The 25,397-nt window shown below is 71.2% G+C and carries 19 protein-coding genes, 1 tRNA gene and 1 riboswitch; of the genes, 4 read left to right on the top strand and 16 right to left on the bottom strand.

Features of this window, described 5'->3' with window-relative positions; genetic code table 11:
• Window positions 1-300 precede the first annotated feature (300 nt).
• From ACFYNP_RS28375 to ACFYNP_RS28360, 4 genes are all read right to left on the bottom strand, one after another.
• Window positions 301-1,341: a hypothetical protein gene (locus tag ACFYNP_RS28375; RefSeq protein ID WP_388789285.1), complete on the bottom strand. Its 1,041-nt coding sequence runs from the start codon at window positions 1,339-1,341 to the stop codon at window positions 301-303.
• A 103-nt stretch (window positions 1,342-1,444) separates the two neighbouring features.
• A complete protein-coding gene (locus ACFYNP_RS28370) occupies window positions 1,445-2,794 on the bottom strand; it encodes an IS701 family transposase (RefSeq protein ID WP_388789282.1) in 1,350 nt (449 codons plus the stop codon).
• 258 nt (window positions 2,795-3,052) lie between these two features.
• Window positions 3,053-5,182 carry an aminodeoxychorismate synthase component I gene (gene pabB, locus ACFYNP_RS28365; RefSeq protein WP_388789279.1) on the bottom strand — a complete coding sequence of 710 codons (2,130 nt, stop codon included), beginning with the start codon at window positions 5,180-5,182 and terminating at the stop codon, window positions 3,053-3,055.
• Window positions 5,183-5,220: 38 nt separating this feature from the next.
• Window positions 5,221-5,952 carry a methyltransferase domain-containing protein gene (locus tag ACFYNP_RS28360; protein ID WP_388416573.1) on the bottom strand — a complete coding sequence of 244 codons (732 nt, stop codon included), beginning with the start codon at window positions 5,950-5,952 and terminating at the stop codon, window positions 5,221-5,223.
• Window positions 5,953-6,199: 247 nt separating this feature from the next.
• Here ACFYNP_RS28360 and ACFYNP_RS28355 point away from each other — a divergent pair, with 247 nt between their 5' ends.
• Window positions 6,200-8,152: a helix-turn-helix domain-containing protein gene (locus ACFYNP_RS28355; protein ID WP_388789276.1), complete on the top strand. Its 1,953-nt coding sequence runs from the start codon at window positions 6,200-6,202 to the stop codon at window positions 8,150-8,152.
• Between the two features lie 395 nt (window positions 8,153-8,547).
• A complete protein-coding gene (gene tal / locus ACFYNP_RS28350; RefSeq protein ID WP_388789272.1) occupies window positions 8,548-9,663 on the top strand; it encodes a transaldolase in 1,116 nt (371 codons plus the stop codon).
• 165 nt (window positions 9,664-9,828) lie between these two features.
• On the opposite strand, the gene ACFYNP_RS28345 is transcribed toward tal, so the two are convergent.
• A tRNA-Leu gene (locus tag ACFYNP_RS28345) sits at window positions 9,829-9,910 on the bottom strand.
• A gap of 445 nt (window positions 9,911-10,355) precedes the next feature.
• Here ACFYNP_RS28345 and ACFYNP_RS28340 point away from each other — a divergent pair.
• Both ACFYNP_RS28340 and ACFYNP_RS28335 read left to right on the top strand, forming a co-directional pair.
• The gene (locus ACFYNP_RS28340) at window positions 10,356-11,126 is read left to right on the top strand and encodes an ABC transporter ATP-binding protein (RefSeq protein ID WP_388416581.1); all 771 of its coding nucleotides are present in this window, start codon (window positions 10,356-10,358) and stop codon (window positions 11,124-11,126) included.
• 160 nt (window positions 11,127-11,286) lie between these two features.
• Window positions 11,287-13,818, top strand: a complete 2,532-nt coding sequence (locus tag ACFYNP_RS28335) for an ABC transporter permease (RefSeq protein ID WP_388789269.1) — start codon at window positions 11,287-11,289, stop codon at window positions 13,816-13,818.
• A gap of 102 nt (window positions 13,819-13,920) precedes the next feature.
• On the opposite strand, the gene ACFYNP_RS28330 is transcribed toward ACFYNP_RS28335, so the two are convergent.
• From ACFYNP_RS28330 to ACFYNP_RS28280, 11 genes are all read right to left on the bottom strand, one after another.
• Window positions 13,921-15,213, bottom strand: a complete 1,293-nt coding sequence (locus ACFYNP_RS28330; RefSeq protein WP_388789266.1) for a class I SAM-dependent methyltransferase — start codon at window positions 15,211-15,213, stop codon at window positions 13,921-13,923.
• 308 nt (window positions 15,214-15,521) lie between these two features.
• Complete coding sequence (locus ACFYNP_RS28325) at window positions 15,522-16,910, bottom strand: NAD(P)/FAD-dependent oxidoreductase (protein ID WP_388789263.1); 1,389 nt, start codon at window positions 16,908-16,910, stop codon at window positions 15,522-15,524.
• Between the two features lie 391 nt (window positions 16,911-17,301).
• A complete protein-coding gene (locus ACFYNP_RS28320) occupies window positions 17,302-18,216 on the bottom strand; it encodes an exopolyphosphatase (protein ID WP_388789260.1) in 915 nt (304 codons plus the stop codon).
• Window positions 18,213-18,746 carry a DUF501 domain-containing protein gene (locus ACFYNP_RS28315; protein WP_388789258.1) on the bottom strand — a complete coding sequence of 178 codons (534 nt, stop codon included), beginning with the start codon at window positions 18,744-18,746 and terminating at the stop codon, window positions 18,213-18,215. The genes ACFYNP_RS28320 and ACFYNP_RS28315 overlap by 4 nt, the downstream gene beginning before the upstream one ends.
• A gap of 30 nt (window positions 18,747-18,776) precedes the next feature.
• A complete protein-coding gene (locus tag ACFYNP_RS28310) occupies window positions 18,777-19,265 on the bottom strand; it encodes a septum formation initiator family protein (protein WP_388416596.1) in 489 nt (162 codons plus the stop codon).
• Window positions 19,266-19,404: 139 nt separating this feature from the next.
• Window positions 19,405-20,691, bottom strand: a complete 1,287-nt coding sequence (gene eno, locus ACFYNP_RS28305; protein WP_053725044.1) for a phosphopyruvate hydratase — start codon at window positions 20,689-20,691, stop codon at window positions 19,405-19,407.
• A 276-nt stretch (window positions 20,692-20,967) separates the two neighbouring features.
• Window positions 20,968-21,672 (bottom strand): transglycosylase family protein, encoded by a 705-nt coding sequence (locus ACFYNP_RS28300; protein ID WP_388416599.1) that lies wholly within the window; start codon window positions 21,670-21,672, stop codon window positions 20,968-20,970.
• Window positions 21,673-21,675: 3 nt separating this feature from the next.
• Window positions 21,676-21,844: riboswitch (cyclic di-AMP (ydaO/yuaA leader) on the bottom strand.
• Between the two features lie 257 nt (window positions 21,845-22,101).
• On the bottom strand, window positions 22,102-23,130 hold the full coding sequence (locus ACFYNP_RS28295) for a transglycosylase family protein (protein WP_388789255.1): 1,029 nt from the start codon (window positions 23,128-23,130) through the stop codon (window positions 22,102-22,104).
• A gap of 143 nt (window positions 23,131-23,273) precedes the next feature.
• Window positions 23,274-24,542: a cytochrome P450 gene (locus ACFYNP_RS28290; RefSeq protein WP_388789252.1), complete on the bottom strand. Its 1,269-nt coding sequence runs from the start codon at window positions 24,540-24,542 to the stop codon at window positions 23,274-23,276.
• A 78-nt stretch (window positions 24,543-24,620) separates the two neighbouring features.
• Window positions 24,621-24,905 carry a hypothetical protein gene (locus tag ACFYNP_RS28285; RefSeq protein WP_388789249.1) on the bottom strand — a complete coding sequence of 95 codons (285 nt, stop codon included), beginning with the start codon at window positions 24,903-24,905 and terminating at the stop codon, window positions 24,621-24,623.
• A 128-nt stretch (window positions 24,906-25,033) separates the two neighbouring features.
• Window positions 25,034-25,252, bottom strand: a complete 219-nt coding sequence (locus ACFYNP_RS28280) for a hypothetical protein (protein ID WP_388789246.1) — start codon at window positions 25,250-25,252, stop codon at window positions 25,034-25,036.
• Between the last annotated feature and the right edge of the window lie 145 nt (window positions 25,253-25,397).

Below are 25,397 nucleotides of genomic sequence, written 5' to 3'. Positions count from 1 at the left end.
CGCAGGAAGGCGCATGCATTCGGGGGCGGACTCGAATCAGCCTAATGAAAGGGGGCCGGGCACGGAAGGAAATTCGACTCCGCATGACATTCCCGTGCACGGCCGAATTCCGGGCATGGCGAAGGGCACCCGTGGGCGCGGGTGCCGTTCGGTGCCGAAGGCGGGCGGAAAGGCCGGAGACGGAGAAGGCGCGGGCGGACGGGGAGGCCGGCGGGGCGTCGGCCGGTACCTCACGCGTGACGGGTGCGAGGCGTGCTCACGTCGTGCGGACGGGTTCCGCGCGGGCGGGGCGGACGAGTTCTACGCGGGCAGGGCGCCGGCGGTCGGCAGGCCCGCACGTGCGCTCGCGCGGGGGGACGGCGGGTCGCCGGCGGGCGCCCGGCGCCGGGCGGGGCGCTGCGCGTGCGCCGAGGCCGCGTCGGCCAACGCGCTCCACTCCGCGGCGCGTTGAGCCGCGACCGTGCGCACCAGAGGGGCGCAGTGCTTGGGCAGCGCGGCGGCGATCCGCTGCCACTGACAGGGGGTGAACTCCGTGGCGAGCAGCGCGCGCAGCAGCTGCCTGCCCGGCTCGCTGCCCTTCAGGGACGGGTCCTTGACGAGTTTGCGCACCGCGTCGGCCGCCGGGTCCGGGCGCACCCCACCGTCCGCGGCGGGTGCTCCAGGCGGATGGTGGCCGCCGGGAACCGGGTCGTCGCCGCGCCGCAGCCGGTCGCGCACGTCGCGCACGGTCGCCGTGGAGACCCCTGATCTGCGGGCCAGTTCGCGCAGCGACACGGCGGGGTCGGATTCGATCAGGCGGGCGGCGCGAAGCCTTCCGTCGAGACTGCTGAGCGGTCGTACGGTCCCGTCCCTGCCCACCCGGGTGTGCGACTGCGGGATTTCCGCACTCATACTCTCCCGCAGCTTGCCCACGGTCTTGCCGCTGAGGCCGGTGCGTTCCGCGATGGCGCGGTCGGACCAGTGGGGGTGGGTGTGCAGGATGCGCTCGGCGGCCGCACGGCGTTCGGCCCGGGACAGCGGCAGACCGTGTCGTACGTTCAACTGCACGGACAGCACATACGCGTCCGCCTCCGCGCCGTCGAAGAAGCGCACCGCGATGGTGTCCTGGCCGCGCAGCCGGGCGGCGCCGAGCCGGTGCATGCCGTCGACGACCCGCATGGTCGGCCGGTGCACCACGATGGCCTCGAACTCCCGGCCGGAATCGGCGAGGGCGCGGACATGGCCCTCGTCGCAGGAGCCGCCGCGCGGCGAGTCCGACGGCTTGAGCAGGTCGAGCAGTACGTTCTCGACGTTCGCGGAACCGAGCGGGAAGTCGCCGCCCGGCCAGCCGATGGTTGTCACGGATTCGCTCCCCCTCCGGGCCGGCAGAAGTCTCTGCGCAGCGCCCTGTGGCTTGATCCTGAGGCCTGCGCGAGGTGGCGCCAACGTCGCTGGCGCGACTACGTCAGGTGGCCCGGAGTCCATCAAGTCCCGCCACGCCCACGGCATTTGGCGAGATCCCGCCCCTGCCGGCCAGAGCCGTCACGGTGTAGGCGGCGGAGGCGAGGGTCATGTGGCGGTGCCAGCCGCGGAAGGACCGGCCCTCGAAGTCCTTGAGCCCCACGTCCGCGCCCGCAGCGGTGAGGTCCTGGCAGGCCCGGCCGCCCAGCCGGGTCAGCCGCAGCAGCGCCCCGGCGGGCACCGACGTCATGTTGGTGACCCACACGGCCGAGGGCGGGCCCTGCGGGTCCTGCCACTCCCCCACCAGGAGGAGGTCGCCGGCTCCGTCGGCCGCACCGGCCCTGGGGTGACGCGGCAGCTCTCCCACGCGCGCGACCCGGACCGCCACGGCCAGCGTGCCGCCGGGCCCGGCGGGCCGGTCGGGGTGCCCGTCGGCGCCGACGGGCCTGCGCAGCCCGCGCACGCCCGCGAGGATCCGCTGGGCCTCCAGCGGTCCTCCGTCGTAGCCCGGCAGCGCCGGGTCGCCCATCAGGAGCCGGGCCGTGCCGCGGATCCTGGCGATCACGGGGACCCCGGCGGCGGTGAAGCGGTCGACGGTGTCGCCGATCCGGTTGATATGGGTGTTGAGGACCACCGGGCGGGCGGGCACCCGCCAGGAACCCAGCATCTCCAGTACGGCCGCCGCCGCACACTGCTCCAGGCTCTCGGGACCCACCCCGTCGGGGATCTCGGCCTGGCGTCGCCGCTCCGCGTCGCCGACCCAGAAGCCCGGCAGGAACAGGCGCCAGCTGACAGGGGTGTTGAGCGTCTCGCCGGCGTACCAGACGCCGAAGGCACGCTGCCCCCGGAAGACACCGGTGCAGGGGTCCACTCCGTAGTCCACGCCCACGGACTGGTCGCCCGCCTTGGGGATCGGCATCGGGTGCACCACCCAGGCCTGCGGCGCGGCGAGCCGCGCGAGGTATCCGGCGAGGGCCTCGCGCACCGGCATCCAGTCCCAGGTGGAACTGCTGATGAAGTGGTGCAGGCTCTGCTCGGTGGCCGGGCCGCCCACCTGGGCGGCGATGTTCCGGATGGACTTGCGGCCCTCGGTCCCCAGCAGTCCGCGCAGGTACTGCTCCCCCTTACGGCGCTGGTCCCGGCGCGCGAACGACGCGAACAGCACGTCGCTCAGCCCCCGGGTCACCGCTTCCCGCGCGTCCGACAGCCCGGCGGGCCCGGTCGGGACGACGGACCCGGACGGGACGACGGACCCGGACGGGACGACGGACCCGGACGGGACGACGGACCCGGACGGGACGACGGGCCGGGACCGCTCGTGCGCCACCCTCGTTCTGCTGACAGAGACAACCACGGATCTCCCCCTCTGATGCTGTGATCTCTCGACCGTTCCTCAAGCCTCGCTCCGCCCGGCCGGTCCGGACCAGGTGTGGAGGCGCCCCCGCCGGGACCCCCGACGGTGGTCCCGCCACCACCCGGCAGCCCCACCACCGGTCTCCGGCCCGGTGACGAGCGGCTGTGGGGGTGCCGTGAGCACCGTGCCGGTGGTGGAAGCACTGCGGCGGCGCCGTGGCGCCGCCGCAGTGCTTCCGGGATCCCGCGGGGTCCGGGGTCAGCCGGTGACCGGGTCCGCGCTCCGCCGGCCCGGGAACTCGGATCCGGTCAGCATCAGCAGGGGGGCCGTCTTCACCGCGGTCTCCTCGAACTCCTCCTCGGAGTCCGACAGCGCGACGATGGCACCGCCCGCCCCGTACCGCACGCGTCCGGGGGTGACCATCATCGTGCGGATCGCCACGCTCAGGTCGGCCGCCCCGGACAACGAGAAGTAGCCGATCGCCCCCGAGTAGACGCCCCGCGGACCGGCTTCGAGCCGGTCGATGATCCGCATCGTGCGGATCTTCGGCGCCCCCGTCATGGATCCGGCGGGGAACGCGGCCCGTACACAGTCCACGGCGCTCCGGTCCGGGCGCAGTCTGGCCCGTACCGTGCTGACGAGTTGGTGCACGGTGGCGTACGACTCGACCTCGAACAGTCCGCTGACCTCGACCGAGCCGATCTCGGCGTGCCGCCCGAGGTCGTTGCGCACCAGGTCGACGATCATCAGGTTCTCCGCGCGGTCCTTCTCGTTCGCGCGCAGCTCCCCGATGATCTCGGCGTCCTCCCGTGCGGTCGCGCCACGCGGCCGGGTGCCCTTGATCGGTTTGGACTCGGCGACGCCCGCCGCGGTCACCCGCAGGAACTGCTCGGGCGAGGTGCTGAGGACGGACAGGGTGCCGAAGCGCAGCAGCGCCGTGTACGGGGCGGGGCTGAAGCGGCGCAGCGCTCGGTAGGCCTCCCACGGGTCGACCGAGCAGTCGGCCTCGGCCAGGTTGGTCAGGCAGACCTCGTACGTCTCTCCGGCGGCGATCTCCTCCTGGCAGGCGTCGATCAACCGCAGGTAGCCGTCCCGCTCGTGGCGCAGCCGGATCTCCCCGGCCGGTTCGGGCAGGGCGGGCCGCCCGGCGGGCAGGCCGGCGAGGGAGGCGAGCGTCCGCGCGGTGGCGGCCAGCCAGGAGCGCGCGTCGTCCTCGTCGTCGTCCTCCACCAGCGCCAGCAGATGGGTGATCCCGCTGTGGTGGTCCAGGACCACCGCGCGGTCGGCGAACACCATGGCCGCGTCGGGGTCCTCCGCCTGGTGCGCCAGGTCGCCGCCGCACTCCGACTTCAGTTCGTATCCGAGATAGCCGACCCAGCCCAGGGTGAACTCGAAGGGCAGGTCCGGCAGTTCGGTTTGTGTCCCGCGCAGGTCGCGGTCGAGCCAGTCGAGGAAATCGGCCGAGATGATCTGGAGGCCGTCGGCGGAGCCGACCGTGACGGTGCGGCTCCACACATCGGCCTTGGCCACTCGTGCGAGCGGCCCCGAGGCGTCTCCCATGATGGAGAAGCGTCCGGCATCCGTGTCGGACTTGCTGCTGTCCAGCCAGAAGACGTTCTCGCCGTGTCCGAAGATCGCCTGGTGGACGACCTCGTCGTTCCAGCGCGTCGTCAACTCCTCGGCCAGGACGCGCAGTCGGCGGCGGACCGGCTCGTCCGGGACGGCGGACCGGACGTCGGCCCGGACGGGCGCGGCCGGTTCCGCGAGGGCGGCCCTCTTCGGCGCGCGCGACGCCCCGCCCCGTCCGGCGTGCCATTCGAGGGTCAGGTCCCGGAAGTTCGCGAGGAGGTCGTGGCCGTACTGCGTGAGGATCGACTCGGGGTGGAACTGCACGCCCCACAAAGGGCGTTCACGGTGCCGGTGACCCATCAGAACGCCGTCCGCGGTCCGGGCCAGCGCCTCCATCCCGTCCGGCAGGTCCGTCACGGCCAGCGAGTGGTAGCGCACCACTTCGAAGGGCGAGGGAAGGCCGCGGAACAGTCCGGTGCCGGTGTGCCGCACCAGCGAGGTGCGGCCGTGCCGGGGTTCCGGGGCCCGGGTGACGGTTCCCCCGTGCAGCAGCGCGAGGCCCTGGTGCCCCAGGCAGATGCCGAGGATCGGAAGGTCGCCGCGCTCGACTATCTCCCGGCAGATGCCGAAGTCGGCCGGGCGGCCGGGATTCCCGGGCCCCGGCGAGAGAACGACATTGTCGAATTCGGCGAGCAGCGCCATGTCCCAGCGCGGATCGTCATTCCGGAGCACCACCGGCTCAATTCCGTTGACCTGAGCCAGATAGTGGAAGAGGTTAAAGGTAAAAGAGTCGTAATTGTCGATCAAAAGGGTCCGCACGGGTTCTTTTCTCGACTTCTCTCTTCGCAACGGCCGGTTCACCGCTTCGCACCGTGCGGATCCATTGCCGCGTCGACCTCCAGAAGAATGTGCCGCACGCTCTCCGTGCCCTCGCGCACGGTACGGCCGCCGATCGCCCGCAGCCCCCGGCCGCGCTCCTCGGCCAGCGCCTCCAGCGCCGCCAGGTCACCGCGCTCGCTGAACTGGAGGAGCACCCTGCCGCCTCGCGCCACGTACGTGTGCGCTTCGGCCAGATAACGCTGGTGCGCCCGGTAGCCGGGGTCGACGTAGGCACGCTCGTGCATCGAGGCGTAGCGGTAGTCCGCGGGGGCCAGCACGAAGTTCGAGTGCCAGTAGACGGTGTCGTAGCGGTCGCCCGGCACGAGCCCGTCGAACAGGTCGCTGTGGATCGCCGTCACCCGGTCGGCCACGCGATGACGTGCCGCGTTCATGGCGGTGTTCCGCACCGCGTTCTCGTTGATGTCCAGGGCCGTCACCCGGTCGCATCCCGCGAGGGCCGCGCTGACCGCGATGATTCCGGTGCCACAGCCGATCTCAAGGAACGAGCCGTGCCACGACCGCTGTTCGGGTCCGGCAAGGCCGAGGAGCTCCATGGCCACTCCGGTCGACGTGGTGAAAGGTGGCGCGAACACATCGTCCAGCAGGTCCCATTCGGTGCCCGCCATCGCAAACACCCGCGGCCGTTCCGTGTGCAGCAGCGACGCCCTGCTCCGCTCCAGGGAATGCACGTAGTTCCTTATGTCAGCCATTGCGCCCCGTTCTCCGCGTTCTCGCACAAACTCAACATCACCCCGGGGCAGGGCTGTTCCCACCCCTTGACGATCGTCTCCGGGTCGGCGGGCCGGACAAAAGGTGGCCCCGCAACACCGCGTCGCCGCCGCGTGATGTTGCAACCACATGCCAAACGTAAACTTCCAGGTCAGCGCCTTGACTCGCCCTACGGCTCCCCATACGCTCAACCGGCTCACACATTTGAGATCTTGGGGGAGAGGCAGGGTGAAGAGCGAGGAATCCAACGGTGTCCCGACACTTGCCGTACTGGAACTCCTCGCCCGGGATTCGCCGCCCGACCGGTTCCACGAACTGCTCCAGCGCGCTCAGCGCCAACAGCTCCCGGCGGAGCGGCTCGCCGAGCTTCAGCAGGCCACGCACCTGGCACTCGACGTCCAGGCCTCGGTCAGCCAGCGCCGGCGCCGCGAGACCTTCATGACCGGACTCGTGGACACCGTCCACGACATGGCCGCGCCCGCCGGTCCCGACACCCTGCTCAGAGTGGTCACGAGCCGCGCCCGCAGGCTCCTCGACTTCGACATGGCGTACGTCAGCCTGCGCGACGCCGACGACACCTTCTACATCCACAACTCGGACGGCGACACGACGGCCCTCAACACCGGCCTCGTGGTGCGCAAGCAGCGCGGGCTGAGCGAACTGGTCACCGCCACGGGCGCGCCGTTCTGGACCACGGACTACCTCAACGACGACCGCATCCCGCACTGGGAGGAGGTCGACGAGGTGGTACGCGCCGAGGGCCTCTCCGCCATCGTCTCGGTGCCGATCATCCGGGGGAACACACCCATCGGCGTGCTCTACGGGGCGAACCGCTGGGTGCGCCACTTCACGCCGGACGAGATCAGCGTGATGCGCTCGCTGGCCGACTTCGCCTCGGTCGCCCTGGAGAAGGCCGAACTCCTGGACCGTACGCAGGCGGAGATCTCCGCACTGGAGGCGGAGGTCGCGCGCGCACGGGCCGCCATCACCCGCACGACGGACCTCGGGGACTCCCAGTCCCGGCTGGCCTGCCTCGTCCTCGACGGGAGCGATCTGCATCAGCTCGCGAGCGCGGCGGCCCAGGCACTGGACGGCGCGATCGTGGTGTGCGACGCCTACGGCAGGTCCCTCACCTCGGCCGGCGAGACCTCGGGCATCACCGACGCGATGACGGACCGCGCCGTTCTGGAGGTGCACGCCGCGCGCGGCCCCGTCGCTCTCGCGCCGGACCTCTGGGCGACCCCGGTCAGTGCGGGCGCCGAGAACCTCGGCATCGTCCTGCTCCGGCCGGCCGGCCGACTCGACTCCGCCGCCCAGCGGTTCCTCCGTTTCGCCGGGCAGGCCGTGGCCATGTTGCTCGTCGTCCAGCGCAGCACGGCGGTCGCGGCCGGTCCGGTCCGCGACGAGTTCTTCGACGAGCTGCTCGCCGTGCCCCTGCGCGCCCCGCACCGGCTCGCCGCGCGTGCCCAGCGGCTCCAGGTCGGCCTCGACGAGCCCTATGTCGTCGTGGTGATCCGGCCCGAGGGCAGCGAACAGGGCGAAGCCGTCATGTGGGCGTCGTTCTACAGCCACCGCCACCACGGGCTCAAGACCGTACGGGACGGCCGCATCGTGCTCCTGCTGCCCGGCTCCGACCCCTCGGCCGCCGCACGCGCCGTGTCCGACGAGCTCTCGCCCGTCCTGCTCCAGCCCGTCACCGTCGGCGCCGCCGGACCCGCCACCGGATTCGCCTCGGTGGCCCGGGTCTACCAAGAGGCACAGCGCTGCCTGGACGCACTGGCCATCCTGGGCAAGTCCGGCAGCGCCGCCTCCATGGCCGACCTCGGCTTCCTCGGGCTGCTGCTCTCCGACGACCGTGACGTCGACGGCTTCGTCTCCTCGGCCATCGGGCCTCTCCTCGACCACTCCGCCGAGCGGGGTGTCGACCTCGTCGGGACCGTGGAGGCGTACTTCGCCTCGGGCCAGAGCCCCACCCGCGCCGCGGAGTCCCTGTACATCCACGCCAACACCGTGGCCCGCCGCCTCGACCGGATCACCGAACTGCTCGGCGCCGGCTGGCAGAAGGGCGAGCAGGCCGTGGAGGTCCAGCTCGCCCTGCGCCTGGTACGGGCCCGCGAGGTGCTGAGCCGGCAGCGGCCGACGGCCCCCGGCGCCCGGCCCGATCCGGCCCCGGAGGCGTAGCCGGACGTCCGCCGCGGGGCGGGGCCGATGCCCCGCGAGGTGCTGGTCACCAGCCGTGCGGGGGGCCGCCGGCCGAAGCGGCGTGCGATCGCCGGGTACTTGACGGAATCCGGTCCGTCCCCTTTTGGTTCCCCGCGCCATGGGCCAGGGTCAGGGTGTGCATGTGATCCCCCGCGCCGCTCGGGCCGCCCTCCGGCTCCCGGTCGCGTTCCCCGGCCCCGGTGTCCTCCGGAACCCGGTGGGAGCCGGCACCCGGCGTCCCCGCACCTGTCGTCCGACCCAGCCGTAGTCCGAAGGAGCCCTGACCGCACGGTGACCGCACAACCCGACCCCACCTCGCCGGACGACGCCCGGAACGCGCGCCACCACCGCGTCACCGCCTGCGGGCACGCCGGATGACCGCGCAACGGCTGCGCCAGCTCTCCGACGCGGGGATCCTCTTCTGGCTCGACGGCGTCAGCCGCTTCCTCCTGAGCAGCGGCGCCCTGGCCGCCCTGGTCCGGGACTGGGGGGTCTCGGGCGTGACGACGAACCCGGCGCTGTTCGTCCACGCGGTGGGCACCGGCTCCTCCTACGCGGAACAACTGCGCGGGCTCGCGGCCCGTGACGTCTCCGCCGACCAGGCCATCCGGGAACTGGCGGGCCACGACTTCCGGGCCGCCTGCGACGTACTGCTGCCGGTCCACCGGGCGCGGCGCGGCACGACCGGTCTCGTATCGGTCGACATCGACCCCCGGCTCGCCGACGACAGCGCGGCGACCGTGGAGACGGCCCGGCGGCTGTGGCGGGAGGTCGACCGGCCCAACCTGCTGATCAAGATCCCGGCCACCGACGCGGGCCTGGAGTCCCTCACCGCGTGCGTCGCCGAGGGCATCGGTGTCAACGCCACGCCCGTCTTCTCCGCCGAGCGCTACCAGCAGGTCGCCGAGGCGCATCTGGCCGGCCTGGAACTGGCCGCGCGGGCGGGCCGGCCGCTCGCCCGCATCCACTCCGTGGTGTCGTTCCACGTCAGCCCGATCGCGCGTGTGGTGGACCCGCGGCTCGACGCCCTCGCCACCGGCCCGGCACAGGAGCTGCGCGGCAAGGCGGCCCTGGCCGTCGCCCGGCTCGTCCTCGCGCGCCACCGGGCGACGTACGAGAGTGACGCCTGGCAGGCCTACGCACGGCTCGGGGCCCGGCGCCAGAGGCTGCTGTGGGCGGGGACGACGGTGCACGACACCGCGTACCGCGACACCCACTACGCGGACGGGTTGTTCGCTCCGGGCACCGTCGCCGCCATGCCCGAGCAGCTCCTGTGGGCGGTCGCCGACCACGGCCGTACCCAGAGCATCCAGCGGGACGGCGGGATCGGGCCGGAGGTCCGGCAGACGCTCGATTCCCTGGCGGCTCTCGGCATTCCGCTGGACGACATGGCGCGCGGGCTCGAAGCGGCCGACCACGAGGAGGCGTTGGCCTCGTGGCACCGTCTGCTCGACGTCGTCACCGCGTCTCTTGAGAAGCCCCGGGTCTGATCCAAGGGTCCGGACGGCTCGGACGGCCCGTCCGGACGGCTCGGACGGCCCGTCCGGACGACAACGCGGTGGATGCGGCCGGCGCCGGTGCGGAACACCGGGCCGGAACGCCGGCGACGACAGGTGTGCTCCTTGCGCGAGGAGCTCGATCAGCGCAAAGGTGAGTGCCCGGAGCCGGACTCGAACCGGCACGGCCCGAAGGCCAGCGAGGTTTAAGCTCGCCGTGTCTGCGTTCCACCATCCGGGCAAGGGCGCGCGGCTCCGCGTTTCGCGGGACGAGCCTAGCCCGACGCATCCCCCGAACAGCGGAACAACCACCCGATGTTGTCTTATTTTATTGACGCCTGAGGGTGTGTCAGCACAGCTCAAAGCGGTGTTGGCACATGCCGGAGGCGGTTGGCAGGGCGTCCGGGGTATCCCGATATACGAACGCGGAATGACGGAAAGTCGATGCCCCGTACCGCCTTCGCACAGATGCTGACGGGGCCCGCCGGAGGCCGCCCGGAGCGTGGGTGGAGTGCGCCTCGGATCCGGCCGCGCCTCAGGGGTGCCGTCATACCTCAGGAGGAGTGCGGGGGTACTTCCGTCCGACTCAAGAGGGCCGGTGAACGGGTACAGGGGCTGACGATCGGGCGCCGGGCGGCAGGAAGGGTGGAGAAGTCCCCGAAAGCCGCACCGACAGGAGTTACTCCGTGACCACCACCCCCACCGCACACCGCGCCACCGCGGTGGCCGCCCGCGCCGTCGAGCTGTCGAAGGTCTACGGCACGGGCGAGACCCAGGTGGTCGCGCTCGACCAGGTCACGGTCGACTTCAGGCAGGGCGAGTTCACCGCGATCATGGGCCCCTCCGGCTCCGGCAAGTCCACCCTGATGCACTGCGTCGCGGGTCTGGACTCCTTCAGCTCCGGCTCGGTCCGCATCGGTGAGACCGAGCTCGGCGCGCTCAAGGACAAGCAGCTCACACAGCTGCGCCGGGACAAGATCGGCTTCATCTTCCAGGCGTTCAACCTGCTGCCCACGCTGACCGCCCTGGAGAACATCACGCTCCCCATGGACATCGCGGGCCGCAAGCCGAACAAGGAGTGGCTCGACCAGGTCATCGCCATGGTCGGCCTGGCCGACCGGCTCGGCCACCGGCCCACCCAGCTCTCCGGCGGCCAGCAGCAGCGCGTCGCCGTGGCCCGCGCGCTCGCCTCCCAGCCCGAGATCATCTTCGGCGACGAGCCGACCGGAAACCTCGACTCGCGCTCCGGCGCCGAGGTCCTCGGCTTCCTGCGCAACTCGGTGCGCGAGCTCGGGCAGACCGTGGTGATGGTCACCCACGACCCGGTCGCCGCGTCGTACGCGGACCGGGTCATATTCCTGGCCGACGGGCGGATCGTCGACGAGATGCTGCGGCCCAGCGCGGACGGGGTGCTCGACCGGATGAAGGCGTTCGAGGCGAAGGGCCGCACCAGCTGACCCCGAGCCGTCGGGGGCCCTGCCCCCGAACCCCCTAGGTCCGCGCCCGCGCGCGGTGACCGGCGGGGGCTCCGCCGCGTGGGCGCGAACAGCCCCCACGGCCCGCAGCCGGGCTCGCACCCACCCGGCACCAGCACACTTCCCAGGACTGAGAAACCCCATGTTCAAGACCGCCCTGCGCAACGTGCTCGCGCACAAGGCCCGGCTGTTGATGACGGTGCTCGCCGTCATGCTCGGCGTCGCCTTCGTCTCCGGCACGCTCGTGTTCACCGACACCCTCGGCAGTGCCTTCCGCAACCAGTCGTCCAAGAGCTACGACAAGGTGGCCGTCGCCGTCACCACGTACGCAAGCCGGGACGACACCGAGCGGGAGGCCGGTGTCAGCAAGCAGACCCTGCAGAAGATGGAGCGGCTCGACGGGGTCGCCTCGGCCACCGGCCGGGTGGACGGCTTCGCCGGTGTGGCCGGCACCGACGGCAAGCTGATCGGGCAGGGCTGGGCCAACAAGGGCGGCAACTTCGCCCCCGGCAAGGACGGCAAGGACCCGGCGTACACCTTCGCCCAGGGCTCGGGCCCGGTGAAGGACGACCAGATCGCCCTCGACAAGGACACCGCCTCCAAGGGCGAGTACCACGTGGGCGACAGCGTGCGGGTCGCCACCAACGGGCCGGTCAAGACCTACCAGCTCGCCGGCGTCTTCACCACCGAGGACGGCGCGGTCAACGCGGGCGGCAGCCTCGTCCTGTTCGACACCGCCGTCGCCCAGAAGCTCTACCTCAAGCCGGGCTACTTCCAGAACGTGAGCGTGGCCGCCGCCCCCGGCGCCGACGCCCAGAAGATCCTCGACGAGGTCAAGCCGCTGCTCCCCAAGGACGCCGACGCCAAGACCGGCAAGGCGCTCGCCGACCAGGAGGCCAAGGACATCGAGAAGGGGCTGAGCGGCCTCAACCAGATGCTGCTCGTCTTCGCCGGCATCGCCCTCTTCGTCGGCATCTTCCTGATCTCCAACACGTTCACCATGCTGGTCGCCCAGCGCACCCGTGAGCTCGCCCTGATGCGCGCCGTCGGGGCCTCCCGCGGCCAGGTCCGGCGCTCGGTGCTGGCCGAGGCGCTGGTGGTCGGCGCCGTCGCCTCCGTCATCGGATTCGCGCTCGGCGTGGGCCTGGCGAGCGGGCTGCAGTCCGCCATCGGCATGTTCGGCGCCAAGATGCCCGCGGGCCCGCTGATCATCTCGGCCACGCCGGTGATCGCCGCGCTCGCCGTGGGTGTCCTGGTGACCGTGATCGCCGCGCTGCTGCCCGCCTGGCGCGCCGCGAAGATCCCGCCGGTCGCCGCGATGAACAGCGTGCACGGCGTGGCCACCACCAAGTCCCTGGTCGTACGGAACTCCATCGGCGGCGTCATCACCCTCGCCGGTGCGGCCGCCGTGGTGGCCGGTGCCGCCGCGGGCAAGGACGGCAAGGTCATCATCGGCTTCGGCGCCTTCCTCGCCCTGGTCGGCATCATCATCCTGATCCCGCTCCTGTCCCGCCCGATCATCGCCCTGGTACGCCCCGCCCTGAGCAAGGTGTTCGGCGTCTCCGGCAAGCTCGCCAGCCAGAACGCGGTGCGCAACCCGCGCCGCACCGGCGCCACCGCCTCCGCGCTGGCCATCGGCCTCACCCTGGTCACCGGCCTCTCGGTGCTCGGCGTCACGCTGGGCACGGCCATCGACAAGATGACCACGGACAACATCAAGGCCGACTACATGGTCCAGATGGCGGCCGGCGGCTCCGGGCTCGACAAGGACGTTTTGTCCGCGCTGCGCAAGGCGCCCGGCGTCTCGGCGGTCTCGCCCAAGCAGTCCTCGTACGTCAAGCTCGGCGGCATCGACGAGTCGGTGGCCGGTGTGACGCCTGGCGACATCGAGAAGGTCATCAGCGTCGAGACGGTGTCCGGCTCGCTCGCCACCCTCGGGCAGGGGCAGATAGCCGTCGACGACAAGACCGCGGCCAAGCACGGCTGGAAGCCCGGCTCCCAGCTCCCGGTCGAGTTCAGCGACAAGAAGAAGGGGCAGCTGACGATCGGCGCGACCTTCAAGGAGAACGAGTTCCTGGACACCGTTCTCGCGCCGACCACGCTGCTCGCCCCGCACGACCCCCAGCCCTACATCCCGCAGGTCTTCGTCAAGACGGACGGCGGCGCCACGAGCGCCAACGAGAAGGCCCTGGTCAGCGCGCTCGGTGACAACCCGGCGATCAGCATCATGGACCAGCAGGACATCCGCAACGAGTTCGGCGGCATGATCAATACGCTGCTCAACATCATGTACGGCCTGCTCGCGATGGCCCTGATCATCGCGGTCCTCGGTGTCGTCAACACCCTCGCGATGTCGGTGTTCGAGCGCCAGCAGGAGATCGGCATGCTGCGGGCGATCGGCCTGGACCGCGGCCGGGTCAAGACCATGATCCGCCTGGAGGCCGTCGTCATCTCGCTGTTCGGCGCGGTGATCGGCGTCGGGCTCGGCTCCTTCCTCGCCTGGGCCATCGGCCAGACGATCAAGGGCTCCATCCCGAACTACGCACTCGTCATCCCGTGGGACCGGATCGGCATCTTCCTGCTGCTGGCCGCCCTGGTGGGGGTGCTCGCCGCGATGTGGCCGGCCCGCAGCGCCGCCCGGCTCGACATGCTCACCGCGATCAAGACCGAGTAGGTCCCCACGGGCTTACGGTCAACTCCGAACAGCCCGCAGCGAGTTGAAGGGCCCCGGGAGGATTCTCCCGGGGCCCTTCGCTGCCACCGCAAGGCTTCGGACTCAGTTCCAGGTGCGGGCCCGCAGCGGCATGCCGGAGGCTCCGCCCTCCGGGGTCTTCACCGCCAGGATCTGGTTGACCCCGATCCGGTTGCGCTCGAACGAGAGCGCCGAGGCCGCCATGTAGAGCCGCCAGATCCGGGCCCGCCCGGGGCTGGTGAGGCCCACCGCGCGCCGCCAGTCGCCCTCCAGGTTGGCCACCCACTGACGCAGCGTCAGAGCGTAGTGCTCCCGGATCGGTTCGACGTCACGGGCCTCGAACCCGGCCTCCTCCAGGGCGGCAAGCGTGCGGCCGAGCGGGGCCAGCTCGCCGTCGGGGAAGACGTACTTGTCGATGAACTCGTCTATCTCGTAAGCCGATTCGTCCCGCTCGGGGCGCCGGGCGATCTGGTGGTTGAGCAGCCGGCCGCCGTCTTCGAGGAGGCCGTGCAGGATGCCCGCGTACTCCGCGTACCGCACCGAGCCGACGTGTTCGGCCATCCCGATGGAGGAGATCGCGTCGAACGGGCCGTCCTTGACGTCCCTGTAGTCCTGCACCCGGATCTCGATCCGGTCGGTGAGGCCCTCCTCGGCGATGCGCTTGCGGGCGTACGCGGCCTGCTCGCGCGACAGCGTGATGCCGACGACCCGGGCGCCGTACTCGCGGGCCGCATGGATGGCCATCGAGCCCCAGCCGCAGCCGACGTCGAGCAGCCGGTCGCCCTCCTTGAGGGCCAGCTTGCGGCAGACCAGGTCGAGCTTGTCGCGCTGGGCGTCCTCCAGGGTGGCGTCGGGGGTCTCCCAGTAGGCGCAGGAGTAGACCATCGAGGGGCCGAGCACCAGCTCGTAGAAGTCGTTGCCGACGTCGTAGTGGTGGCTGATCGCCTCCTTGTCCCGGCGCCGGGTGTGCAGCCGGCCGGTGCGGCGGCGCATCTCCTCGGCGGGCGGGGCCGGCGGAGGCAGGGCGCCGCCCAGTTTCACCAGCGCCTTGGCGGCGGCGCGGAGTCTGGGGTCGCGCACCGGGTGCACGGAGTCCTTCGGTTCGCCGCCGCGCTCCCAGATCAGCCCGGCCAGCCGGTCGAGCGCCCCGTACAGATCGCCCTCGACGTCGATCTCGCCGGCCACCCAGGCGCGCGCCAGGCCCAGTTCGCCCGGCTTCCACAGCAGGCGGCGCAGCGCGCGCCGGTGCCGCACGACGAGAACCGGAGCGCCGGGCGGACCCGCCTCGCTGCCGTCCCAGGCCCGGATCCGTACCGGGAGGGCCTCCCCCAACAACTCCTCGGCAAGAGCGGTCAGCCGCAGCGCCGCTTGGGCCATCGCGCACACCTCCGTACCTCGCAGAAATGTCTCAGCACCCTGCACAACAGTGCCCGGGCGCGCGGCAATCCCGCTACCGCGCAAGGGAGTGCCAGGATGGCTGTATACACCATCTTCTTGGCCGGAATCCACCCTTGGCCGGTTCACTCCGCCCCCGCCACCCCGCCAGGCCGCCACCCCGCCGCGTGCAGGCCACAGCACAGCGCGTACGCGCAAGCCGCACCCCGCGTCCCCGGACACGCCGAAGGGGCCGCCCGCACCACGGATGGCGGACGGCCCCTTCGGGGCACAGCCGGTGGCGCTCGGAGCTAGGAGGCCTTGGCCTTCTCGGGCTTGTCCTCGGCCTTGACCGCGGGAGCCGGAGCGGGCTTGGCCGCCTCGTAGAACTCCTCGCGCGGGGTCTCCATCGCGCCGAGGGAGACGACCTCGCGCTTGAGGAACATCGCGAGCGTCCAGTCGGCGAGGACCCGGATCTTGCGGTTCCAGGTCGGCACGGCCAGACCGTGGTAGCCACGGTGCATGTACCAGGCGAGACGGCCCTTGAGCTTGATCTTCATCTTGCCCATGACGATCATCGCGACGCCCTTGTGGAGGCCGAGACCAGCCACCGCACCCTTGTTGGAGTGCGCGTACTCCTTCTGCGGGAAGCCCCGCATGCCGGAGACCACGTTGTCGCCGAGGACCTTGGCCTGGCGCAGCGCGTGCTGGGCGTTCGGCGGGCACCAGGCGTTCTCCACGCCGGCCTTGCGCGAGGCGAGGTCGGGGACCTGGGCGTTGTCGCCGGCGGCCCAGATGTAGTCGGTGCCGGTGACCTGGAGGGTCGGCTGGGCGTCCACGTGGCCGCGCGGGCCGAGCGGGAGGCCGAAGCGGGACAGCGCCGGGTTGGGCTTGACGCCGGCGGTCCACACGATCGTGTTGGAGTCGACCTCAAGGCCGTTCTTCAGCACGACGTGGCCGTCCACGCAGGAGTCCATGGAGGTCGAGAGGTAGATCTCGATGCCACGGCCCTCAAGGTGCTCCTTGCCCCAGCGGCCGAGCTCCGGGCCGACCTCGGGAAGGATCTTGTCGGCGGCGTCGACCAGGATGAAGCGCATGTCCTCGCGCTTGACGTTGGTGTAGTACTTGGCCGCGTCGCGGGCCATGTCCTCCACCTCGCCGATGGTCTCCGCGCCGGCGAAGCCGCCGCCCACGAAGACGAAGGTCAGCGCCTTGCGGCGGACGTCCTCGTCCGTGGTGGAGTCGGCCTTGTCGAGCTGCTCCAGAACGTGGTTGCGCAGGCCGATGGCCTCTTCCACGCCCTTCATGCCGATGCCCTGCTCGGCCAGGCCGGGGATCGGGAAGGTGCGGGAGACCGCACCCATCGCGATGACCAGGTAGTCGAAGGGCAGCTCGTAGGCCTCGCCGACGAGCGGCGCGACCGTGGCGACCTTGCGGTCCTGGTCAATGCTGGTGACCCGCCCGGTGAGCACCTCGGCTCCACGCACGACGCGTCGCAGCGGGACGACGACGTGACGCGGCGAGATGCTGCCTGCGGCGGCTTCGGGGAGGAAGGGCTGGTACGTCATGTACGAGCGCGGGTCGACGACCGTGACGGTCGCTTCCGCGTAACGCATCTTCTTGAGAATGCGTCGCGCTGCGTACAGGCCTACGTACCCGCCACCTACTACGAGGATCCTGGGACGCTCCGTGGTGCTCATGCCATCGAGTATCCACCCGCCGATGACCCCCTGCTCGTGCGCCCCTTCACAAGGATCGCAGGGGGCTCTGCTACACTGCGCGGCCCACGTGACCGAGGTCATGGCGCCGGGAGGGAACCACGGTGTAGGGGCGAGCGTTGTCCACCCCCTCTGAACTGGCCTCCACGCCTTCCCACTCGGTGGACCACTGCCGTGGGAAACGTAGGCGTAACACGGACATCACCGTGTGGATTGCCCACGGAACGGGCCCCCGGGCCTCGGAAAGCGGTACTCGGACCACATTCTTCGGCCCGAGGGCCCCAATTCCTTGTGAAGAACTTCACGAACTTTCTCGCCGGGCCCGGCCGAAAGACCCGGTGTGGACCGCGAACGACCCTGCGGCGGACCGCGATCAGGCGATCGACCAGGCGATTCCGTCCAGAATGTCGTGCTCGCTGACCACGACCTCACGGGCGCCGGTGCGCTCCATGATGGCCAGCAGAACGAGCGCTCCGGCCCCGATCACATCGATCCGGCCGGGGTGCAGCACGGGGATGGCGGCGCGCTCGGCGTGCGTGGCAGCGAGCAGGCGTCCGGTGACCGCGGCGACCTCCTCGTAGGAGATGCGCGCGTGGTGCAGGGCGGCCGAGTCGTAGGTGCTCAGGCCGAGCGAGATCGCGGCGACGGTGGTGACCGAACCCGCCAGGCCCACCAGCGTGCGCGGCTCGCGCAGCGGCACGGTCCGCTCGGCGAGGTCCAGGGCCGCCTCGATGTCGGCGCGGATCGCGGCGATCTGCTCGGGCGTCGCCGGGTCGCCGGGGTGGTGGCGCTCGGTCATCCGCACACAGCCGATGTCGACCGAGCGGGCCGCCTCGACGCCCGCGGAGCCGACCACGAACTCGGTGGAGCCGCCGCCGATGTCGACGACCAAGTAATCGTCGTCGCCGTCGAGTTCCTTGGTGGCGCCCACGAAGGAGAACTCGGCCTCCTGGTCGCCCGAGATCACCTCGGGCTCGACGCCCAGGATGTCGAGGACTCCCCGTACGAAGTCGTCCCGGTTCTCGGCGTCGCGCGAGGCGGAGGTGGCCACGAACCGCAGGCGCTCGGCACCCAGGTCCTTGATGACCGCGGCGTACGCGCGGCACGCCGCGAACGTGCGCTCCAGGGCCTCGGGGGCGAGCCGGCCGGTGCGGTCCACGCCCTGGCCGAGCCGGACGATGGTCATCCGCCGGTCCAGGTCGGTGATCTCCCCGGTGGACGGGTCGGCGTCCGCGACGAGCAGGCGGATCGAGTTCGTACCGCAGTCGATGGCGGCGACGCGCGTCACTGGCCGTCCCCCTCGCCGCACGGCGTCACGCACGGGCCCTTCGCCCACCACTCGGGCAGCAGGGCGATCGCCTCGTCGCCCAGCGGGTTCACACCCGGGCCCGCAGCCAGCGAGTGGCCGACCAGCACGTGCAGGCACTTGACCCGGTCCGGCATGCCGCCGGCGCTCGGGAAGCCCTCCAGGACCTCGATGGCGTCGCGGCGCGCGATGTAGTCCTCGTGGGCGGCGCGGTAGGCGGCGGCCAGTTCGGGATCGCTCGCCAGCCGCTCCGTCATCTCCTTCATCACGCCGTTGGCCTCAAGGGTGCCGATCGCGGACGCGGCACGCGGGCACGTCAGGTAGTACGTCGTCGGGAAGGGCGTGCCGTCCTCCAGGCGCGGGGCCGTCTCGACGACGTCCGGGTTGCCGCAGGGGCAGCGGTGCGCGATCGCGCGCAGACCGCGCGGCGGGCGGCCCAACTGCTGCTTGAAGGCGGCGATGTCCGCGTCGGTGGGCTCGGTGCGGTCGGTCTGGGGCGGGGGCGTTTCCATGCCTGGGTCAGTCTCTATCGCTAGCGGTGGTCAGTTGGCGGAACGGTCGGCCTTGTCGACGCCGTCCCAGAGGTTGGAGTGCCAGGCGCGGCCGGTCGCGCCCTTGTCCTCGCGATGCTTGTTCGCCGCGTCCGGGTCGACGACGGTGAAGCCGGTCTCGCCCGGGAACTGCATGTGCAGGTGCTCGCGGGCCAGTTTCTCGATGTACGCGTCGTCCTGGAGCCGCGCCTTCTCGTCCCGCAGCCGCTCGACCGCCTGCTGCGCGTCGGCGGCCTTGCGCTGCTGGTCGGAGATGTCGGCGCGCTGCGACACGTACTGCCGCATCGGATAGGCGAGGGCCACGATCAGCGAGCACAGGACGAGCGCGAGCAGCGCGGCCCGGCCGGTGAGCCGGGACCGGCGGGCCTGGCGCTTGTTCTGCGAGCGGTAGACGCGGGCCGCGGTCTGCTCGCCGAGCACCTTGAGCCGGGCCGCGGTGGAGAACCGGTCGCGGTCCTTGACCTTGGCGTCGTTGCCCATCGCTCTCGCGCCTCCCCGTTACACACGTACGTCCCCGGACACGGTACGGGACCGCGGCCGGGGACGTACGTACGACTGGCTAGGGCATCGGCCCTTCACCCTGCTCAGCCGTAGGGCCTGTTCGGCCGGTGGGGCCTGGTCAGCCCTTGAAGCGCGGGAACGCGCTGCGGCCGGCGTAGACCGCGGCGTCGTCGAGGATCTCCTCGATGCGCAGCAGCTGGTTGTACTTGGCGACGCGGTCCGAGCGGGCCGGGGCGCCGGTCTTGATCTGGCCGCAGTTCACCGCGACGGCGAGGTCGGCGATGGTGACGTCCTCGGTCTCGCCGGAGCGGTGGGACATCATGCACTTGAAGCCGTTGCGCTGGGCCATCTCGACGGCGTCCAGGGTCTCGGTCAGCGAACCGATCTGGTTGACCTTGACGAGCAGGGCGTTGGCCGAGCCCTCCTCGATGCCGCGGGCGAGGCGCTCGGGGTTGGTCACGAACAGGTCGTCACCGACGATCTGGACCTTGGAGCCCAGGCGCGAGGTGATGGTGTTCCAGCCGGCCCAGTCGTCCTCGAACAGCGGGTCCTCGATGGAGACCAGCGGGTACGCGGAGACGAGCTCCTCGTAGTACTCGGTCATCTCGGCGGCCGAGCGGGACTTGCCCTCGAACTCGTACTTGCCGTCCTTGTAGAACTCGGACGCGGCGACGTCGAGCGCGAGCGCGATGTCCTTGCCCGGGGCGTAGCCGGCTTCCTTGATGGCCTCGACGATGAGGTCCAGGGCGGCGCGGTTGGACTCCAGGTTCGGCGCGAAGCCGCCCTCGTCGCCGAGGCCGGTCGACAGGCCCTTGCGCTTCAGGACGCCCTTGAGCGTGTGGTAGACCTCGGCACCCCAGCGAAGGGCCTCGGAGAAGGACTCCGCGCCGATCGGGGCGATCATGAACTCCTGGATGTCGACGTTGGAGTCGGCGTGCGACCCACCGTTGAGGATGTTCATCATCGGGACGGGCAGCAGGTGCGCGTTGGGGCCGCCCAGGTAGCGGAACAGCGGCAGGTCGCTGGCCTCGGACGCGGCGTGCGCGACGGCGAGCGAGACGCCGAGGATGGCGTTGGCGCCGAGCGAGCCCTTGTTGTCCGTGGCGTCCAGGTCGAACATGGCCTGGTCGATCAGGCGCTGCTCGGTGGCGTCGTAGCCGACGAGCTCCGGGCCGATCTGCTCGATGACGGCGAGGACGGCCTTCTCGACACCCTTGCCGCCGTAGCGGTTGGGGTCACCGTCGCGAAGCTCGATGGCCTCGAAGGCACCGGTGGAGGCGCCGGACGGAACTGCAGCACGGCCGGTGCTGCCGTCGTCGAGGCCGACCTCGACCTCGACCGTGGGGTTGCCTCGGGAGTCCAGGATTTCCCGGGCTACGACGACGTCGATGGACGGCACGAGCATCTCCTTCTGGGATGTGACGCTAGATGTGACGCAAGGTGCAGGGCCACGCGGGTCGCTTCGCCTTGCGACAAGAGCCTAACCGGCTCCGGGGCTCCGGCCAGCCGAGTGCCCGCCCCATGGGACGAAAAAGGGCCCAATGGCCCGGATTCCCGGGCAAAGGACCACAACCCTACTGCCCGGTAGCAGCCCCGGGTCGCGGGGTGACAGCGAAAACCCCGGCCCGGCGCGTACGGGGGAATGCGCGCCGGACCGGGGCGATCAGGGGGTGGTGCGGACTCAGCTCAGGTGCAGCTTCTGACCCGGGAAGATCAGGTTCGCGTCCTTGACGATGTCCTTGTTCAGGTCGAACACCTTCTGCCAGCCGCCCTTGACTCCCTTGGCGGTGGCGATGGTGCCGAGGGTGTCGCCGGACTTGACGGTGTACTCGCCGTCGCCCTGCTGGACCGGCTGGCTGCGCTGCTCGCCACGGCTGGCCGGCGCGGACTCGGTGCGCTCGGACTTCTGCGACCTCTGCTGCGGCTGGGCCTGCTGCTTCGGCTTCGAGGGCTTCGCGGAGTGCGAGGAGGAAGAGGAGGAGCCCGAGGTGTCGACGTCGGCCTTGGCGCCGCCGGACGACAGGTTGCCGGCGCCGGCGCAGGACCAGGCACCCGGGCCCTGGATCGCGAGCAGCTTCTCGGCCGCGGCTATCTGCTGGCCCTTGGTGGCGAGGTCGGCGCGCGGGGCGTACTGGGTACCGCCGGCGGCGGCCCAGGAGGAGTTCGAGAACTGGAGGCCACCGTAGTAACCGTTGCCGGTGTTGATGGACCAGTTGCCGCCGGACTCGCACTGGGCGACGGCGTCCCAGGTCTGCACGGAGGCGGCGGAGGCGTTGCCGGCCGCCATGAGCGGAGCGGCGACGGCGGCACCGGTGACACCGGCCAGCGTGGCGACACGGACGGCCTTGGACGGGCGGCGGTGCTTGCCCTTGCCGGAAAGCAGCATGGAAGTTCTCCTCACCGACGCCTGCGAGGTGAGCTGTCGGGTTCGGGCGTGAGCTGCCCGGCCGAGCGTCGATGCGCCCGTCTTCACCCCAAGCCGGTTCGGCAGTCGCGTGAACTGCCTTGCCCGGCACTTACCTTGGGTCCCCCGCTCCTGCCTACGGCGCATAAGCGTCGACTGTTCCCATCGGCCGACGGCAGGATTCGGCGTTCTCGGTCGACGGGGCCCGCGGTGACGAGCGAGTCCGACGAAAACACACGCCCCGCCAATGTTCAAAGACGCACATCGGGGAGAAATCCCCCCTACTTGCCGGCACAGAAGGGATGTTTCCGCAGGTGAGGGGCGGGGCGGACGGACCGGGCAGACGGGACACACCAGTTGGGGCGAAGAGACCCATGTCTCACTTGCACCAAACGGACATAGCCCCGCGAACTAACCCTGCTTCGGTGCCGAGTTCGGGGTCGCCGAGGCCCCAGTCGCACCCTTCAACTCCAGGCTCTGGCCAGGCAGGATGAGGTTCGGGTCGGTGCCGATCAGCTGCTCGTTGGCACGGTAGAGGGCGGGCCAGCCGCCCTGGACCTTGTTCGCCTCGGCGATGACCGAGAGATTGTCGCCGGGCCGGACGGTGTAGCCGCCGTTCGCCGCAGGGGTGTTGCCGACCTCACGTGAGGCACCGTCACCCCGGGACGCGTGCCGCCCGGAATCGCGGGTATCGGACGAGTCGCCCGAATTGCTCGAACCACTCGTGCCGGACCGGCCCGTCGGGTCGGTCCGCCCGGCCGGGCTGTCCGTGCCGGTGCCCGCCGGGGCGTCCTTGCCGGTGGCGTCCGGCGTCGCGCCCGCGCTCTCCTCCGGCGCGGGCGTCCCGCGGTGCTTGCCCGGGCTCGCCGGGGTGGACGCGGACGGAGCCGGGGACTTGGCGGTGCCGCCCGGCCGCGTGGCGCCCGGCGCGGGCGTGCCCGTGGCCGGGGTGCCCGGCGCCTTCGCGTCGGCGCCGGGCGTCTTGGTCGCCGGAGCGCTCGGGACGGGGGCGGGGGTGTTGTCGGACGTGTCGGGCACACCCGGGTCCACGTCCGCCGAACCGCCGCCCGTGGTGAGCCCCGCGCCGCTGCCGCAGTTCGCGAACGCCTGGGGCCCCTTGGCCGCCAGCACCTTCTCGGCCACGGCTATCTGCTGGGCGCGGCTGGCGAGGTCGGCACGCTGGGCGTACTCGTTGCCGCCGTACGCCTCCCAGGTGGCCTGGGAGAACTGGAGCCCGCCGTACAGGCCGTTGCCGAAGTCGGCACTCCACATCCCGCCGGACTCGCAGGCGGCGACCTGGTTCCAGGTGTTCGCGTCCGCGGCGTTCGCACCGGTCGCGGCGAGCAGCGGAAGCGCGATGGCCGATCCGGTCACTCCTGCCGCGACGACGAGGGCGGGTGCCTGGCGGGGTCGACGATGCCGTCCATTCCCGGAGCGCATGCGAAAGACCTTCCGTGTGACTGCTGAGCCGAATGAACGGTGAACGTAGCCGTACTCGAACGTCCGTCACAAGTCGATGCACTGGAGATCACATAAAAGTCACAGTCCTGACGTTCCGTCAGTCAATGCCTGGGTACGCCCCTTTACCGCGGCGGCGTGAACTCGACCGGCAGGGTGCGCAGTCCCCGCATGATGAGCCCGCCCCGCCAGCGCACATCGCCAGGTTCCACCGCGAGGCGCAGGTCAGGAAGGCGCCGCAGCAGGGTCGCGAGCGCGGTCTGCCCTTCGAGCCGGGCGAGCGGCGCACCGAGGCAGTAGTGGATGCCGTGCCCGTACCCGAGGTGCTGGTTGTCACGGCGGCCGAGATCGAGCGTGTCCGGCCCGTCGAAGCGCTCGGGGTCGCGGTCGGCGGCGGCGAGCACGACGAGCACGGGGTCGCCGGCGGCGATGTCCTGCCCGCCGAGCGTCAGCGGTTCGGTGGCGAACCGCCAGGTGGCCATCTCCACGGGCCCGTCGTACCGGAGGAGCTCCTCGACACCGGTTTCGAGCAGACCGGTCTCCCCCGCGTCGAGCGAAGCCTGGAGCCGCTCGCGCTGCTCCGGATTGCGCAAGAGGGCATAGACCCCGTTGCCGATCAGATTGACGGTCGTCTCGAACCCGGCGAAGAGCAGGATGAAGGCCATCGCGGCGGCCTCGTTCTCCGTCAGGTGCTCGCCGTGGTCGCTGGCCTCGATGAGCCGCGAGATGAGGTCGTCGCCCGGGTTCTCGCGCTTCTTGTGGATGAGCTCGGCGAGGTAGTTGCGCATCTTCTTCACCGAGCGCGCGACGCCCCCGCGGGGGCCGCCGCCGTGCCGGATAATCATGCCCGCCCAGTCCCGGAAGTCGTCCTGGTCCTCGCGCGGGACGCCGAGCAGATCGCAGATGGCGTAGATGGGCAGCGGGAAAGCGAAGTCGTGAATGAGGTCGGCCTCACCCTTGGCCGCGAACGCATCGATGAGCTGGTCGGTCAACTCCTGTACGCGGGGCGCGAATTGGGCGACCGTACGGGGCGTGAACGCCTTCGACACGAGGCGGCGCAGCCGGGTGTGGTCCGGGGGATCGATGTTGAGCAGATGCGTCATCAGCTCGGCCTTGCGCTCACCCGGGATGCCCGTCTTGCCCTTGGCGTGGGCGGGCTCGTCGTGATGGGCCGGGTTCTTGGAGAGCCGCTGGTCGGCGAGCGCCTGCCTGGCGTCCCCGTACCGCGTCACGAGCCACGCCTCGACCCCGCTGGGCAGCCGGGTCCGGTGCACGGGCGCGTGCTCGCGGAGCCAGGCGTAGGCGGGGTACGGGTCGGTGGCGAACTCCCAGGTGAAGAGTTCGGGGGCGGCGGGGGTGCCGGGGGCGTGGGGGGTGGGCGGCTGGTCGTGCATGGGTCCGACAGTATCCGGGCCCCTCTATAGAGGGGGCGCGCGGCTGGAGGCCGTCCGGCCCCTCCCCCGGCTCCCGCTTCACGCGGGGCTCCGGCCGGCGGAACGCTGCGTCGTCCGGCGCCGCTCCCGGACCCCGACGACGTCCACGGCGTTGAGGGTGGCCACCACGGTGTGGAAGATGACGTGGCCGGTGTCGAGGGCGTGATCCTCCAGAGCCCTGTGGACCCCTTCGCGTTCCGCGGTGATGCCGTGCGACCAGCCGCAGTCCAGGGCCACACAGTCGGAGCTGAAACCGGCACCGCGGCCGTCGGGGCATTCGGCGATGCGCGCCAGCGCGGCCTGGAGGAGGGGGTGGCGGGTCAATTCTGTTTCCCTGGCGGCGTGTTGAGGCAACGGATCACGGGCTTCACCGGCGGTACGGGCCAGCCATTTCGGCGATGGAAGGGGGCCGTCCGGGAGCGGTCGCGGGGTGAACGGCGCGTTGGCCCACATCAGCGTGTCACCACGGGCGTGGAGAGCATGATCGCCCGGCTCAGCTCGCTCGGGGTCGGGTCCCGCAGGGCGTCCGGCGGGACGGTCCACTCCCGGCCGCCGCCGGGCGGCCGGAGGCAGACGCTCCCCGGACCGGTGCCGACCACCTCCCCGAGCTTGCCGGATGCGTCCACCTTGTAGTGGGTGTTCCGCCCCTGCGTTTGTTCCTCCTGCGGCATGGCTCTGCCTTCCCCTCGATCGTGCTGGGCTCTGCGGATCTGCTCCCCGCCAGCGCACTGTCTTACCGACGATAGGGATCACGGGCATGCCGTACGGGCGCTGATTCGCGGCGATTCGCAAGGTGGGCAACGTGCTTCCGGCCGA

The sequence above is a fragment of the Streptomyces sp. NPDC006691 genome (assembly GCF_042869955.1).
Lineage (GTDB): Bacteria > Actinomycetota > Actinomycetes > Streptomycetales > Streptomycetaceae > Streptomyces.
This window is presented reverse-complemented; position numbering and strand designations above follow the sequence as displayed.

What these genes read in the sequence shown, in the direction of transcription:
- ACFYNP_RS28360 (WP_388416573.1), bottom strand. Translation starts at nt 5,952, where the DNA reads ATGGCTGACATAAGGAACTACGTGCATTCCCTGGAGCGGAGCAGGGCG.
- tal (WP_388789272.1), top strand. Translation starts at nt 8,548, where the DNA reads ATGACCGCGCAACGGCTGCGCCAGCTCTCCGACGCGGGGATCCTCTTC.
- ACFYNP_RS28335 (WP_388789269.1), top strand. Translation starts at nt 11,287, where the DNA reads ATGTTCAAGACCGCCCTGCGCAACGTGCTCGCGCACAAGGCCCGGCTG.
- ACFYNP_RS28330 (WP_388789266.1), bottom strand. Translation starts at nt 15,213, where the DNA reads ATGGCCCAAGCGGCGCTGCGGCTGACCGCTCTTGCCGAGGAGTTGTTG.
- ACFYNP_RS28325 (WP_388789263.1), bottom strand. Translation starts at nt 16,910, where the DNA reads ATGAGCACCACGGAGCGTCCCAGGATCCTCGTAGTAGGTGGCGGGTAC.
- ACFYNP_RS28315 (WP_388789258.1), bottom strand. Translation starts at nt 18,746, where the DNA reads ATGGAAACGCCCCCGCCCCAGACCGACCGCACCGAGCCCACCGACGCG.
- ACFYNP_RS28310 (WP_388416596.1), bottom strand. Translation starts at nt 19,265, where the DNA reads ATGGGCAACGACGCCAAGGTCAAGGACCGCGACCGGTTCTCCACCGCG.
- eno (WP_053725044.1), bottom strand. Translation starts at nt 20,691, where the DNA reads ATGCTCGTGCCGTCCATCGACGTCGTCGTAGCCCGGGAAATCCTGGAC.
- ACFYNP_RS28300 (WP_388416599.1), bottom strand. Translation starts at nt 21,672, where the DNA reads ATGCTGCTTTCCGGCAAGGGCAAGCACCGCCGCCCGTCCAAGGCCGTC.
- ACFYNP_RS28295 (WP_388789255.1), bottom strand. Translation starts at nt 23,130, where the DNA reads ATGCGCTCCGGGAATGGACGGCATCGTCGACCCCGCCAGGCACCCGCC.
- ACFYNP_RS28290 (WP_388789252.1), bottom strand. Translation starts at nt 24,542, where the DNA reads ATGCACGACCAGCCGCCCACCCCCCACGCCCCCGGCACCCCCGCCGCC.
- ACFYNP_RS28280 (WP_388789246.1), bottom strand. Translation starts at nt 25,252, where the DNA reads ATGCCGCAGGAGGAACAAACGCAGGGGCGGAACACCCACTACAAGGTG.